13 protein-coding genes are annotated in these 14188 nt (G+C 75.4%); 7 read left to right on the top strand and 6 right to left on the bottom strand.

Annotated elements, in window-relative coordinates; all coding sequences use genetic code 11:
* Positions 1-83: 83 nt before the first annotated feature.
* From OG455_RS22340 to OG455_RS22330, 3 genes are all read right to left on the bottom strand, one after another.
* Positions 84-1280, bottom strand: coding sequence for a MerR family transcriptional regulator (locus OG455_RS22340; RefSeq protein ID WP_266296358.1), 1197 nt, complete (start codon positions 1278-1280; stop codon positions 84-86).
* A gap of 85 nt (positions 1281-1365) precedes the next feature.
* Positions 1366-1680 (bottom strand): hypothetical protein, encoded by a 315-nt coding sequence (locus OG455_RS22335; protein ID WP_266296356.1) that lies wholly within the window; start codon positions 1678-1680, stop codon positions 1366-1368.
* Entirely contained in the window at positions 1677-5090 is a 3414-nt protein-coding gene (locus OG455_RS22330; RefSeq protein ID WP_266296354.1) for a DEAD/DEAH box helicase, read from the bottom strand. Before OG455_RS22330 ends, OG455_RS22335 begins: the two co-directional genes overlap by 4 nt.
* 297 nt (positions 5091-5387) lie before the next feature.
* Between OG455_RS22330 and OG455_RS22325 the strand changes: the two genes are divergently transcribed.
* The 4 genes from OG455_RS22325 (at position 5388) to dmpI (ending at position 8072) form a co-directional block, all read left to right on the top strand.
* Positions 5388-5927: a DinB family protein gene (locus OG455_RS22325; protein ID WP_266296352.1), complete on the top strand. Its 540-nt coding sequence runs from the start codon at positions 5388-5390 to the stop codon at positions 5925-5927.
* Between the two features lie 157 nt (positions 5928-6084).
* A complete protein-coding gene (locus tag OG455_RS22320; protein ID WP_266296350.1) occupies positions 6085-6705 on the top strand; it encodes a YceI family protein in 621 nt (206 codons plus the stop codon).
* A 133-nt stretch (positions 6706-6838) separates the two neighbouring features.
* Complete coding sequence (locus OG455_RS22315; RefSeq protein ID WP_266296348.1) at positions 6839-7756, top strand: LysR substrate-binding domain-containing protein; 918 nt, start codon at positions 6839-6841, stop codon at positions 7754-7756.
* 115 nt (positions 7757-7871) lie between these two features.
* On the top strand, positions 7872-8072 hold the full coding sequence (dmpI, locus tag OG455_RS22310; RefSeq protein ID WP_266296346.1) for a 4-oxalocrotonate tautomerase DmpI: 201 nt from the start codon (positions 7872-7874) through the stop codon (positions 8070-8072).
* An 82-nt stretch (positions 8073-8154) separates the two neighbouring features.
* Here dmpI and OG455_RS22305 read toward each other — a convergent pair whose 3' ends face one another.
* Complete coding sequence (locus OG455_RS22305; protein WP_266296345.1) at positions 8155-9129, bottom strand: LysR family transcriptional regulator; 975 nt, start codon at positions 9127-9129, stop codon at positions 8155-8157.
* A gap of 217 nt (positions 9130-9346) precedes the next feature.
* Between OG455_RS22305 and OG455_RS22300 the strand changes: the two genes are divergently transcribed.
* Entirely contained in the window at positions 9347-10771 is a 1425-nt protein-coding gene (locus tag OG455_RS22300) for an MFS transporter (RefSeq protein ID WP_266296343.1), read from the top strand.
* Positions 10705-11187 carry a macro domain-containing protein gene (locus tag OG455_RS22295; RefSeq protein WP_266296341.1) on the top strand — a complete coding sequence of 161 codons (483 nt, stop codon included), beginning with the start codon at positions 10705-10707 and terminating at the stop codon, positions 11185-11187. The genes OG455_RS22300 and OG455_RS22295 overlap by 67 nt, the downstream gene beginning before the upstream one ends.
* A gap of 118 nt (positions 11188-11305) precedes the next feature.
* On the opposite strand, the gene OG455_RS22290 is transcribed toward OG455_RS22295, so the two are convergent.
* On the bottom strand, positions 11306-11839 hold the full coding sequence (locus OG455_RS22290) for a GNAT family N-acetyltransferase (RefSeq protein ID WP_266296339.1): 534 nt from the start codon (positions 11837-11839) through the stop codon (positions 11306-11308).
* A gap of 233 nt (positions 11840-12072) precedes the next feature.
* On the opposite strand from OG455_RS22290, the gene OG455_RS22285 reads away from it, so the two are divergent.
* Positions 12073-12921 carry a TetR/AcrR family transcriptional regulator gene (locus OG455_RS22285; RefSeq protein WP_266300909.1) on the top strand — a complete coding sequence of 283 codons (849 nt, stop codon included), beginning with the start codon at positions 12073-12075 and terminating at the stop codon, positions 12919-12921.
* A gap of 3 nt (positions 12922-12924) precedes the next feature.
* Here the strand turns inward: OG455_RS22285 and OG455_RS22280 are convergent, their stop codons facing one another.
* A complete protein-coding gene (locus OG455_RS22280; protein ID WP_266296337.1) occupies positions 12925-14136 on the bottom strand; it encodes a glycosyltransferase in 1212 nt (403 codons plus the stop codon).
* Positions 14137-14188: the final 52 nt, after the last annotated feature.

The raw sequence follows: 14188 nt of genomic DNA, 5'->3' as shown, positions 1-14188 counted from the left end.
GGCCACCGCCGCCCGCGCCACGCCACCGGATGCCGGGTGGCGGTGGCGCGGGCCCCCAGGCCTCAGGCCTCAGGCCTCAGGCCTCAGGTCAGCCGGACCGGCATCAGGATCGAGTAGTTCCCGGCCGGGCCGCCCGCCGATCGGATCGCCAACGGGCTGATCGCACCGCCGAGTTCGAGGATCAGCTGATCCATCGCGCCGGCCGTGAGGGCCTCCAGCAGGAACTCCTGGTTCACCGCCACCCGCAGCTCCCCGGCTCCCGGCCCGGCCGCTTCCTCACCGGCGCCCCGAGGCTCGACTCCGGACGCGTCGCCGGGCCCGGCCCCTACGACGCGCAGCTCACCGTCCTGACCGACGGCCAGGACGGTGAGCGGGACCTCGGCCGCCGGCGCGGCGCCCAGGCGGGCCCCCCGCTCGGGGGTGAACGGGCGGGTGGCGCCGTCCACGACCGCACGGCGCAGCGCGTCGGCGGGCAGCTCGACCCGGTGGGTGTGCCGCAGCCTGAGCAGGCGGCGGTAGTCGGGGAAGTCCAGGTCCAGCCGCTCACCGGTCACCCGGCGGCCGCCGGCCTCGGCGGTGACCGTGGCACCCTCGACCACGACGGTCAGCTCGGCGGCATCCGTCGCCAGCTCGCCGATCTCGTCGGCGAGCACGGCCGGCACCAGGACGCTGAACCCGGTCCCGGCGGCCGCGCGGGCCGCGGCGGTGCCGACCGCGAGCCGGTAGCGGTCGGTGGCGACGAGCCGCAGCTCCGCACCGTCGGGGTCGAAGTCGAAGAGGACACCGCCGAGCATCGGCAGTTCGGCGTCGCGGCTCACCGCGAAGCGGACCGCCGCCAGGGCGGCGACCAGGTCGCTCCCGGCCACGGCGAGGCGGGCGGCGCTCAGGACGTGCGCGGCGCCGGCGGGGGTGGCCGGATCGGTGGGGCCGGTCGTCGTCATCATGTGCTCCCGTTGATCGATCAGCGTTCGGACCTGGGAGAGTTCCCGACGCGCGTCGGCCAAGCCGTCCTCCAACCGCCGCAGGTGCGCATCGAGCACCTCGTGCGCCGCTCGGGCGTCGGACGGCGCGGCCAGGACCAGCCGGATCCCGGCCAGCGGCAGCCCGACCCGGCGCAGCCTGCAGAGCAGCCGGGCATCGGCGAGCTGGTCCGGCGCGTACCAGCGGTAGCCGGTCTGCGGATCGACCCGGGCCGGGCCGAAGACCCCGGCACTGTCGTAGAACCGCAGGGCACTGACGGTCAGGCCGCTCTCCCTGGCCAACTGGCCGATACTGCGCATCACGCTCTCCACGCCGAGGACTCTGCGGCCTCGACCAGGTCGAGGGTCAAGGAGCGGTCGTGCGGGTCGCCGGCGGCGGGGGTGCTCAGGAGGTCAGCGCCCGGTAGACCGGCGCGAGCAGCGCCGTCAGGCCCCGGCCGCGGACGGTGATGTCGGGCGCGGCCAGCCGCTCGATCGGCGGCGGGCCCGGACGGCCCGGGCCCGGCGGTACGGCCGTGCCCTCCTGGCGCAGCGTGAAGTCACCCGCCCAGTAGCCGTCCAGCGGGTTCACCGGCGAGCCGGACGGGCTCGGGCCAGCCGGTCCATCCGGTCCGCCCAGGCCGGTCGGGCCGCTCGGGCCGGTCGGGCCGGTCGGGCCGGTCGGGCCGGTCGGGTCGCTCGGTCCACTGAGCTCGGTCATTCCGCCAGCGCCTCCGCGGAGAGGGTGAGCAGCTCCCGCAGCTCACCGTCGGACAGATCGGTGAGCCACCGCTCGCCCTCGCCGACCACCGCCTCGGCCAACGCGCGCTTGGCGTCGATCAGGCCTGCGATCCGCTCCTCGACCGTGCCGGCGCAGACGAAGCGGCGGACCTGGACGGTGCGGTGCTGACCGATCCGGTGGGCCCGGTCGGTGGCCTGCTGCTCGACAGCCGGGTTCCACCACCGGTCCAGGTGCACCACCTGGTTCGCGGCGGTGAGGTTGAGGCCGGTGCCGCCGGCCTTGAGCGAGAGCAGGAAGACGCCCGGCCCCGCGCCGCCGCTCCCCGGCTGCTGGAAGCGCTGCACCAGTTCGTCACGCCGCCGCGCGCTCAACCGGCCGTGCAGGTAGAGCACTTCGGTGTCGAGCCGGTCGGCCAGGTGGCGGTGGAGCAGGGTGCCGAACTCGGCGTACTGGGTGAAGACCAGGGTGCGGTCGCCCTCGGCGAGCGCTTCGGCCAGCACCTCCTCCAGCCGGGCCAGTTTGCCGGAGCGACCGGCCACCGCCGATCCGTCGTGCAGCAGTTGGGCGGGGTGGTTGCAGACCTGCTTGAGCTTGCCGAGCGCGCCGAGCACCGCCCCCTTGCGCTGCACGCCCTTGATCCCGTTCAGCCGGTCCAGCAGGTCGGCGACCACCGCCTGGTAGAGGCCCGCCTGTTCGGCGGTCAGCGTGCACCAGACGGTCATCTCCTCCTTGGCCGGCAGCGCGACGGCCACCGCCGGGTCGTCCTTGCGTCGGCGCAGTACGAACGGGCTCGTCCTGCGCCGCAGTTCGGCCATCCGGCCAGCGCTGGCGTGCTGCTCGACGGGGATCGCGTACCGCTCCTTGAAGGCCGCCGCCGAGCCGAGCAGGCCGGGGTTGGCGAAGTCCAGGATCGCGTGCAGGTCGGCGAGACGGTTCTCCACCGGCGTGCCGGTGAGCGCGATCCGGTGCTCGGCCGGGATCGAACGCAGCGCCCGGGACTGGGCGGTGGCGCTGTTCTTGATGTTCTGCGCCTCGTCGGCGATCACTCGGCGCCAGGCGATCCGGCGCAGCTCGGGAGCGTCGCGCTGGACCAGGCCGTACGTGGTGATCACCAGGTCGGCCGCACCCACGGCGGTCGGCAGCGCGTCGCCGGTGGGGCGGTCGGCGCCGTGCCGCACGTGCACCCGCAGCATCGGCGCGAACCTGGCCGCCTCGCGCCGCCAGTTGGCGACCAGCGAGGTCGGGCAGACGAGCAGCGTCGGGCCGGGAGCAGCCGCCGCGCCCCGGCCTGCCTGGCCTGCCTGGCCTGCCTGCTCCAGCTGCTCCAGTTGTTCCGCGTGCTCCAGGTGCTCCGCGGCGAGCAGGGCCAGGGCCTGCACGGTCTTGCCCAGGCCCATGTCGTCGGCCAGCACCGCGCCCAGGCCCAGCCGGCTCAACGAGCGCAGCCAGGCCACGCCCCGCTCCTGGTACGGGCGCAGCGTGGCGCCGAAGTCATCGGGCAGCGGCACCACCACGGGCCCGCGCCCCTCAGCACCGCCACCACCGCCGCCACTGCCACCACCACCACCGAGCAACCCGCCGAAGACCCCAGCAGCCCTGATCGCGCCGATCGGCAGCCCGGCGACCATCGCCCCCGGGTCAAGGATCAACCGGAGCAGCCGCCCCGGGGTGCTCTCCCCGACCCCCTGCCGGGAGAGGAAGTCGACGGCGGCGGCGATCTGGCGGCTGTCCACCTCGATCCACTGACCACGCACCCGGACCAGGCCGCGCTTGGCCGCTGCCAGGTCGGCGAGTTCCTGGGCGGTGAGCTGCTCGCCGTCCAGCGCCAGCTGCCACTGGAAGGCGAGCACGGCGTCCCGGTCGAGCCAGGGCCGCCCGTCGGGCGGCAGCGCGCCCGCGGTCCGCCCCGCGGCCGCGCCGGTCGGCGGGCCCGCGGCCGCCCCGCTGACCGCGAGGGCCATGCCCAGCTGCGGCCGCCGCTGCCACCAGGTGGGCAGCAGAACCCCGAAGCCCGCCTCCGTGAGCACCGGAGCCGCCGCCCGCAGGAAGTCCAGGGCGCCCTCCCGGTCCAGCGTCAGCCCGGCCGGGCGGGCGGAGCGCATCGCCTGGCGCAGCTCGCTCCGGCACCGCACGGCCCGGTCCAGCTCCGCCAGGTAGGCGCCCTGCGGGTCCTCGACCGTACGGGCGAAGGCGGCCACCGCCGCGCCGCCGGCCCACAGGTCCGTGGCGGTCACCAGCAGCGAGGGCTCCGCGGCGGCCTGCAGCAGGAAGTCCAGCCGCCAGTGGTCGTCGGAGGTGCGCCCCTCGGGATCCCCTGGATCGGGGCCGAGCGGCTCGACCAGCCGGAAGCAGAGCCGGACCGCCGGTTCCTCGGGGCCCCCTGAGCCGTGCCAGGCGGCCAGCCGCGCCGCGAACCGGTCGAGCGCCGCCGCCGAGACACCCGGCGCCACCGCCAGCCGACCGTCCCCCGCGCCGAGCGCCGCGAACCAGCGCTCGGCCACCAGGTCGTCTGGGTCGCCGGCCGCCCCGACACCCCGGGGCAGCCGCAGCGCGCCGGGGTGGTCGGCCAGGGTCGCCCGGACCTCGCGGTCGGTCAGCGTCTCCAGGGCCTCGGCCAGCAGCACCGCGCCCGGTCGCCCGGCCCTGGCCACCGCCGGGCAGCCGGCCGCCAAGGCGCTCGCCTCGCGCCGGTCGGCGGCGCCCAGCACGGGCTGCCAGCGCGCGTAGGGCTCACCGTCCAACCGGACCAGCGCGGGCAGCACCTGGCCCCGCCCGGCCAGTCGCCAGGCCAGGTCGTGCACGGCGGTGAACCAGCGCAGCGAGGCACCGTAGGCGACATCGACCCGGCCCTGGCCGTCGAGCTCCGCACTGGTCAGCGCCCAGCGCGGGTCGAAGAGTTCACCCAGCAGCTGAGCGGCCTCGGTCGGCTCGAAGACCAGCGCGGGCACTCGCCAGGCGTGCAGCGACACCCCGCTCGGCGCCCCACCCCCGAGCAGCTCGGGCGACGGCGTGGGCGTGCCGCTGAGCGAGGGCAGGGTCAGCGTGGCCCAGCGCTCGGCCGCCTGCCCGGCCAGCCACTCCAGCCCGGGGCCGATACCGCCGAGCACTCGGGCGAGCAGCGCGGCTGAGCAGGCGTACGGATGCGGCCGCGCCGCCCCACCGGCCCCAGCAGCTCCACCAGCCCCGGCCACCCCACCGGACCCGACCGCTCCACCGGACCCGGCCACTCCACCAGCGCTGGCGCCCTCACCAGCCCGGCCGGTCCCATCAGCGCCGGCAGCCGGGTAGCGCACCGCCTCGCGCGGTCGGCCGAGCGCCCGCGCGTCCTCGGCCCAGAGGGCCAGCCGCCCACCCTGGGGCCCGCGCCACAGCGCGTGCACCGCGAACACCGCTCCCGGCCACCTCCTCCGCCACTCACCGAGCACTTCCAGCCGGACGCGTCCCACCGGACACCCCCTCGCAGCCTAGCCAGGACCTGCGACAGCACCTCCGGACAACCCGTGGCCATCGAGGACGGAACCTGTCCGCAATCGTCGATAGCGTCGGTTCTGTCGAAGGGACGGCCCGAGGACGGGCAGCCCTACGACGGGCGGTCCCGCGACGGGCCGCCCCCCATGGGCCGCCCCACCACGCGCGCCCCGCGACGACCACCCCGCACCAGCCGACCCCGACGAAAGGCCGCCGCCATGACCACCGTTGTCCGCGCCGAGAACAGCGAACGCGATGCCTTCCTCGCCTTCCTCGCCGCCCAGCGCGCCGCCCTCCGCCGGGCCGTGCACGGCCTGACGGACGAGCAGGCCAGTGCCGCGCCCACCGCCAGTACGCTCTGCCTGGCCGGCCTGGTGAAGCACGCCGTGTTCTGCGAGCGGACCTGGATCGTCGGCATCCTGATGGGCCGCCCGGTCGACCGGGCCGGCAGTCCGGAGCAGTGGGCCGAGCAGTTCCGCCTGCTGCCGGGCGAGACCCTGGAGCAGTGGCTGAAGGCCTACGCGGACGTCGAGGCCGAGACCGAGGAGATCATCAACGGCCTGCCCGACCTGGAGGTGGACGCCGCACTGCCCAAGGCCCCGTGGTTCCCGGAGAACAGCCGGCGCACGGCCCGCTGGATCCTGCTCCACCTGATCGCGGAGGTCGGCCGCCACTGCGGTCACGCCGACATCATCCGCGAGACGCTGGACGGGCGGACGGCCTTCGAGCCGGTGGCGGCGGTCGGCGCCGAGGCCTGATCCACGGCCGCCCGCCCGGGCACCGCCCGCCCGGGCGGCCCGGCGCGGAATGGCGCGATGTCGACGCCGCACATGGTTGAAGGTTGAACGAAAAGAGCCTACAGTGGAGCCAACAAGTTGAAGCCTAAACAAAAGGCTTCGAACCCGAGGAGGAGCCATGGGCCTGTTCAGCCGCAAGACCGACGACGTCGAGACCGCCACCACCGCCCTGGGCGCCCCCGGCACGTCCGCCGCCCCGGACCTCGCCCATCTCACCGGCGACTACACCATCGACACCACCCACAGCCGGGTCGGCTTCTCGGTACGCCACGCGATGGTCACCAATGTGCGGGGCGAGTTCGCCGACTACCACGGCAAGCTCCACCTGGACGGCAGCGACCCGGCCGCCTCCACCGCCGAGTTGGTGATCCAGGTGGGCAGCATCGACACCGGCAACGAGCAGCGCGACGGCCACCTGCGCACCGGCGACTTCTTCGCGGTCGAGACCCACCCGGAGATCACCTTCCGCAGCACCTCCGCCGACCGGGTCGACGCCGACAACTACCGGCTGACCGGCGACCTGACCATCAAGGGCGCCACCCGCCCGGTCGTGCTGGACCTGGAGTTCACCGGCAGCGCGACCGACCCGTACGGCATCCAGCGGCTCGGCTTCGAGGGCTCGACCACCGTCGACCGCACCGACTTCGGGCTGAGCTACAACGCCGCGCTGGAGACCGGCGGCGTGCTGATCGGCGAGAAGGTCAAGCTGAGCTTCGACATCTCCGCCGTCCGGGCCTGATCCCCGCCTCCCTCCGGAACCACCTGCTCCCCCTCCGGAACCACCCGCTCCCCCTCGGGTCCCCGGCGCCGCCCGGTGCGGCAGGATGGCCGGGGACCGGGACCCAACCGGTCGCGGGAGGGGGACAGAGCCGGTGGAACTTCGACAGCTGCGCTACTTCGTCACCGTGGCGGAGGAGCTGCACTTCGGTCGCGCCGCCGAGCGGCTGCTGATCGGTCAACCCGCCGTCAGCCAGCAGATCCGGCGGCTGGAGCGCGAGTTGAAGGTCGAGCTGTTCGACCGGACACCCCGGCTGGTCCGGCTCACCCCGGCCGGCGACGCCTTCCTGCCCGCCGCGCGCGGCGTGCTGGCCGCCGAGGACGCCGCCCGCGCGGTGGCCGCCGACCTGGCGGCCGGACGGGTGGGCAGCTTCCGCCTGGGCACCATCACCGGCCTCGGCCAGCGGCTGGACCGGATCCTGGATGCCTTCGAGCGCCAGGCCCCTGGGCTGCGGGTGGAGCTGGTCGCGCTCCCGGTCAAGGAGCGGCTGGCCCAACTCGCCGACGGACGGCTGGACGCCGCCTTCGTCCGCGGCGCGGCCCGGCCCGACACCCCAGATATCCGTCAGCTTCCGCTCTGGCAGGACGAGTTGATGGCCGCCGTGCCCGCCCGGCACCCGCTGGCCACCCAGGCCGAGCTGGCCCTGTCCGAGCTCGCCACCCTGCCGCTGCGGCTGACCGAGCGGCGCAACAACCCTGCCCTGGTGGACCTGGTGCTGAACGCCTGCCAGGCCGAGGGCTTCGAGCCGATCCCGGGGCCGACCTCCGGCAACCTGCAGGACACCCTGGCCGCGATCGGCACCGGTACCCCGATGTGGACCGTGGTCTACGGCGGCAACGCCCGGATCATGCGGGTGCCCCGGGTCGCCTTCGTCCCGTTCCGCTCACCGGGCCTGCGACTACCCGTGGCACTGACCCTCCGGCAGGGTCCGAGCACCCCGGGCCTCGATCTGCTGCGCTCCGCCTGCGTGCCCGCCGAACCAGCTCCCACCAGCGGCGATCAGGATTCGTGATAGCAGTGAGAGTGATTCGGGTCTGGGTCGCACCGGCCCCCGCGCGGTGAACTGTTCCTGGCGGCAGGAGGCCCCGGAACAGCCGGGGCGGGCCGCGAAGACCGAGGAGCACATCATGCCCGTCGTCACCGTGCAGCAGGGTCCCCGCAGCGTCGAGTTGAAGCGCGAGCTGGTCGCCCGGATCACCGACGCCTTCGTGGACGCCTACCAGATCCCGGCCGAGAGCGTGCAGGTCTGGATCCACGAGGTGCCCACCGACAGCTGGGGCACGGCCGGCAAGCTGACCGCGGACAAGCAGGCCGCTCCCGCCAAGTAGCCACCGGATCAAGAGCGTTCACCAGCAGTCGACTCACGCGCACCGGCCGGCCCGTCCCCTCGGCCCTCGTCCCCATCACGGCTCAGGGGCGGGCCGCCGCGAGCAGCTCCTCGTCCGCCGCCGCCAGCCAGCAGGCCGGCGGCCGCAGCAGCCACCCCTCCCGAGCGCCCAACTCGGCGGCGCACCCGGCGATCAGCGCGAGCTCGGACGCCGGCGGCCCTCCCCGGTGCACCAGGCTGACCAGGGTGAGCGGCACCGGATCGACCAGCGGCCTGGTGACCACCCCGGGCAGCTCGGGCCCGCCGACGGTGGTCAGCATCGGCTGCCCGTGCAGCGCCAGGTAGCGCGCGGTCTCGGCGGCCCCGACCGGGAAAACCGCCGCCGGGGCCGCCGTCAACCCGTGGGCGGCCAGCAGGCGTTCGCCGAACTCCGTCCACTCGGTGGTGGCCGGGTTCCCGGCGCAGATGTCCACCGGGTGGCCCGCCAGCTCGGCGGTGCGGATCGCGCTGCGAGCGGCCAGCGGATGCCCCAGTGGCAACAGCAGCGCCACCCGCTCCAGCCGCACCGGGCGCTGCCCGAGCCGGTCGCGCAGCGCGCGCGGCAGGCCGCTGAACCAGCCGAACGAGACGTCCAACCGCCCGGCCAGCAACTCCCGCGCCCCGGCCGCCAGTCCGCCGTGGTAGCGGGCGAGCAGCTCGGCCCGCGGGTCGGCGGCGCGGGCGGCGGCCAGGATCCGCTCCGCCGTCAGGTCCTCGCCGGTCACCGCGCTGTTCAGGTCCACCAGCACGGCCCGGCGCTCGGGTGCGGCCAGCATCCGCGCCTGCAGCGCGAGCGACTGCCGGGCCTGCGGCAGCAGCCGCTCCCCGGCCTCGGTGAGCGCGACGCTGCGCGTGGTGCGGATGAACAGCGGGCGGCCGAGCAGCCGCTCCAGCGTCCTGATGTCGCGGCTGAGCGCCTGCTGCGCCAGGTGCAACCGGGCGGCGGCCTGCCCGAAGTGCAGGGTCTCGGCGGTGGCCACGAAACCGCGCAGCAGACGGGGGTGCAGGTCCACGGGCATGCGGGCGAGGGTAGCAAGGGATTGACAACAGGACTGCGTCAATCGGCCGGAACAGGTGTTGGACCGCCCGCGGGCCGGGCGGCCAGGCTGGGGACCGCCGCCGCGCGATCCCCGCGGCGGTCCCGCAGCCGGCCGCGCCGCCCTGCCCCGGAGCTTCCCGACCGGCCCCAGCCGGCCCCAGCGGGGCTTCCGCCCGGGGCCCAGGGCCCGCGCTCCCATGCCCTGGAGCCCCGTGTTCACCGCCTACCGCCGCCTGTTCGCCACGCCCGGCGCACTGGCCTTCACCTGCTACGGCCTGATCGGCCGGCTCTCCTTCTCGATGCTCGGCGTCAGCCTGCTCACCGCCATCGCCGACCGCCGCCACTCCTACGCGCTGGCCGGCACCGTGGCCGCCGCAGGCCTGGTCGGCGTGGCCCTCGGCATGCCGCTGCTCGGGCGGCTGGTCGACCGGTACGGGCAGCGCCGGGTCACCGTCCCGGCGGCGCTCGCCTCCGCCGTGCCGCGCGCCTCGCTGCCGCTGCTGCTGCACCTCGGCGCCCCGGCGTGGACCCTGTGCGCCGCGGCCCTCGGCGCCTCGGTGGCACCCAACCTCGGCGGCATGGCGCGGGCCCGCTGGGCCCACCTGCACCGCGCCGACCCTGCCCTGCTGCACCGCGCCAACGCCCTGGAGCAGGCCCTCGACGAGCTCTGCTACCTGACCGGCCCGGTGCTGGGGATGCTGCTCTGCACCACGCTCTTCCCGGAGGCCGGCCTGCTCGCGGTCAGCCTGCTCTCCGCCACCGGCGCCCTGCTCTTCGCCACGCAGCGCCGCACCGAGCCACCGCTCGCCCCGCCGCCCGCCACCGGGGCGCGCTCGCCGCTGCGGATCCGCGGCGTGCTGCTGCTGGTCGCGGTCTTCCTGGGCACCGGCGTGGTCTTCGGCTCGCTGGAGATCACCACGCTGGCCTGGTCCGCCGCGCACGGGCGGCAGTCCGCGGCCGGCCTGTTGCTGGGCCTGCTGGCAGCAGGCTCCGGCGTCTCGGGGCTGCTCTTCGGACTGCTGCCGCAGGCCGCCGCGCCCGTGCGGCGGTTGCTGCTCAGCCTGGCGGCGCTGGCCGCGCTGCTCCTGCTGCCGCTCTCGGTCGCCGTGCTCGGCGGGGGGACCGGCGGCGGCATCGGCCTGCTCGCAGCGGCCCTCTTCGTGGCCGGCACCGGGACGGCGCCCACCATGGTCAGCGGCCTGACGCTGCTCCAGCGGCTGCTGCCGGCCGCGACCCTGAACGAGGGCATGGCGTTCGCCGTCTCCGGCATCGTGACCGGCATCTCCGCGGGCTCCGCGCTCGGCGGGCTGCTCGCCCAGCACGAGCGCCCCGGCCTCGGCTACCTGCTCCCGGCCGGCGCGGCCGCACTCGCACTGCTGGTCGCGCTGGCCGGCGCCCACCGCCTGCGGCCGGAGCGGGCCGGGGCGGGAGCGGGCGGCCGAGGCCGGGCGGGGACCGGCGTCGGCTCCGGCGCCGCGGCCGGGTCAGGCTCCCGCCCCGCGGCCGGGCCGGAAAACCAGCTGCCGCCGTCGGCGCCGGGTCCTACGCTGCCCGCATGGAGAGCGCGATCCGCTACCTGCGCGGCGACGCCACCAGCCCGCAGGCCAAGGGGCCGAAGGTGATCGCCCACGTCTGCAACGACCTGGGCGGCTGGGGCAAGGGCTTCGTGCTGGCGCTGTCCCGCCGCTGGCCCGAGCCCGAGGCCGCGTTCCGCCGCTGGCACCGCGAGCGCGCGGCCAACGACTTCGGGCTCGGCGCCCTGCAACTGGTCCAGGTCGAGCCCGACATCTGGGTGGCAAACCTGGTCGGCCAGCGTGGCATCCGCACCGGCCGCTCCTCCGGCCCACCGGTGCGCTACCCGGCGATCGACACCGCGCTCGCCCGGCTCGCCGACCCGGTGCTCGCGCTCGGCGCTTCGGTGCACCTGCCGCGGATCGGCTGCGGCCTGGCCGGCGGGCGCTGGGAGAAGGTCGAACCGCTGATCACCGGCCGGCTCGGCGCGCGCGGCATCGCGATCACCGTCTACGACCACGACTGACGACCGGGCCGGCTGACCGCCCGCCTGACCGCCTGACCGCCCGCCTGACCGGCCGACCGGCCGACCGGCCGACCGGCCGACCGGCCGACCGCCCACCCTCGCAGCGCGGGCCGGCAAGCTACGGCCGCGCCCAGGTGTACTCGTACTCGGGCAGTTCGCCGCCCCCCGGGAAGTACGTCGTGCCCTCCTTGGTCCGCACCGCGCCGGTCCGCTCGTAGAACGCGACAGCCCGGCGGTTCTCGCGCAGCACCTCCACGCGGAGCGGGGCGCCCGGATGCGTCCGAGCGGTCCAGGCGCGGAGTTCGACCAGCAGCGCCGCGCCGATCCCGCCGCCGGTGAGCCCGGGGCGCACGTGCAGGTTGTCCAGCAGCACCCGGCCGTCCGGCTCCGGGACCAGGTAACCGAAGCCGATCAGCTCGCCGTCGCCGCGCTCCGCGAGCAGCAGCGCGGGCGTCGCCGCGGGCTCGCCGTAGTCGGCGGTGAGCCGGATCGCCCACAGCTCCCGGCGCTCCTCGGCGAGCCCGTCGCCAAGCGCCGCCGCCGGCACGATCGTGGCGTACGCCGTGCGCCAGCTCGCGGCGTGCAGTCCGGCGACAGCGGGCGCGTCGGCCGGCCCACCCTGTCGTATCAGGAGTTCCGCGACATCGGTCATCTCCTGATCATGCCACCCTGGCCCGCCGCCCCCCGATCATCTTGAACGCGTTGCAGGGCCCCCTGACGGGATCCCGGTCGGTGCGGTCGGCACCCCTCCTCGCCGAGCTGAGCGCCGGGCGGCCGTCCTCCCGGGAGACCCGGCCCCGCACCCCCGCCGGGCTAGGCTCAGGCATCGTGGACGACCCGAGGACCCCAACCGACCCAGCCGAGCCGGCTCCGGCGGCGCCGGACGTGCCGAAGGCGGCGGACACCGGTGCGCCCCGGGCACCCAGGACCGCCAAGAGCGAGCAGACCCGCGCGCTCATCCTGGAGACCGCGATGCGCCTCTTCCAGGAGCGCGGCTACGACAAGACCACCATGCGCGCGATCGCCGCCGAGGCAGGCGTCTCGGTGGGCAACGCGTACTACTACTACGAGGGCAAAGAGTTCCTCATCCAGGGCTTCTACGACCGGATGACGCACGAGCACGCCGTGGCGGCCAGGGCCCGGATGGCCGGGGTGACCGACTTCGCCGGCCGGCTCCAGGTGGCCCTGGACTCGTGGGTGGACTGCGCGGCGCCGTACCACGGGTTCGCGGCGCAGTTCTTCCGCACGGCCGCCGATCCGAACAGCGCGCTCAGCCCCTTCTCGAACGAGTCCCACCCGGCGCGTGAGACGGCGGTGCAGATCTTCCGCGAGGTGCTGGACGGCTCGGACCTGGGCCCGAAGATCGATCCGGAACTGGACGCGCTGCTGCCCGACCTGCTCTGGCTGCACCTGATGGTTGTGGTCCTGTACTGGGTCTTCGACCGCACCGAGGACACCGAGCGCACCCGGGCCTTCGCGACCCGCTGCGCGCCGCTCGTCGCCAGGGTCGTCAGCCTCTCGCGCTACCGGGTCTTCCGACCGCTGGTGCGCGACGCGGTGGGCCTGGTCAAGGACTTCGTGCTGCCGACCATCGGCAAGACCACGATCGGCGCCGGCGCCGGGGCCGGAGCCTCGGGGAAGACCACGAGCAAGGCTGCGAAGGGCGCCGCGAAGAAGGCCGCGAAGAGGGCCGAGACCGCGAAGCCGGCCGAGCCGGCCGAGCCGCTGCCCTGACCGTCAGTCCTCCGGCCGCTCCCCCGCCCGGTACTTCGCCAGGTCGCCGATCGGCGCGGTGGGCCGCCAGCTGCACCAGTGGTGGTCGGGGGCGCGGGTGGGGGGCGGGGTGCTGGGGTCGGGGTGCGCGCGGGCGTGGTGGAGATGGAGCAAGGTGTCGCCGAAGCGCTCCACCCCGCCGAGGAAGTCGGCCCGCCAGGCGAAGTCGTTGTCCTCGCCGCCCCAGCCCTCGAAGCGCTCGTCCAAGCCGGCGATCCGGTCGAAGAGCCGGCGCCGCACCCAGATGCACCCGCCGGGCGGTCGGCGCAGGAACACCCCGCGCAGGGCGGCGTGGTCGACCACCGGCCGGCCCTCGGCGCAGCGCAGGGCCACCGCCCGGTCGCTGCTGGCCGGATCGGCGAAGACGATGTCGCGGTAGGGCCAGTGCACCTGCAGGGTGGGGTCCTGCGCGAAGCGGCCTGCGCCCCGGGAGAGGAAGTCGGCGTCCGGCAGCACGTCGCCGTCCAGGACGCAGACCAGCCCGTCCGGCCCGCCGCCGTGCACCACCCCGCAGTTCACCGCCCAGGACTTGTTGAACGGGCCCGGGTTGAAGGCGAAGAGGTAGCGGTCCGCGTGCGGTTCGAAGGCGGCCCGCCAGCGCGGCTCGGCGTCGCTCTCCACCACCACGATCCGGTACTGGTCGCGCGGCAGGTCCTGGTCCGCCAGCGCGGCCAGGCAGGCCGCCAGGTTGCGGGCCCGGCCGTCGTGCGGGTCGCCGGCGCGGAACGGGACGACCACCGTGACCCGGGTGGGCCCGGCGCCCGGCCGGGGCCTGGTCCGGTCGACGCCCGCAAGGATCCGCTCCACCGTCATCGGGTCCGCGGCCGGCTGGCCGGCCACCTCCGCGCCCAGGTGCAGGCCGAGCCGCGCGGACTGCTCGATCACCTCCAGCGCGGCCGTCAACTCCTGGGCCGGCCCCGACCGCTCGGCCAGCACCTCGGCCACGGCCAGGTTCAGCCGCCGGTGTGCGGCCACATCCTGTGGTGCGCGCGCCAGTTCCGCCAGCGGGCCGGTGAGCCGCGGCACGCCGCGCAGCAGCTCCACCACCCGCTCGTGGTCGGACCTGGTCCAGTACCACCAGGGCCAACAGGTGCTCTGCGCCTGCCGGTCGAAGGCCAGGGCGGCGCAGTCGGCGAGCAGGCGGGCTCGGCGAAGAGTGGTCGACAGGTCGCTCAACTCCTTGGGACCAGGGCGTTCGGACCGGATCGCCGGACGGCCGACCGGAGAT

The organism is Kitasatospora sp. NBC_01287, from assembly GCF_026340565.1.
In the GTDB taxonomy this organism is placed as follows: Bacteria; Actinomycetota; Actinomycetes; order Streptomycetales; family Streptomycetaceae; genus Kitasatospora.
The sequence above is the reverse complement of the archived record's forward strand: the minus strand, read 5'-3'. Positions and strand labels throughout refer to the sequence as shown.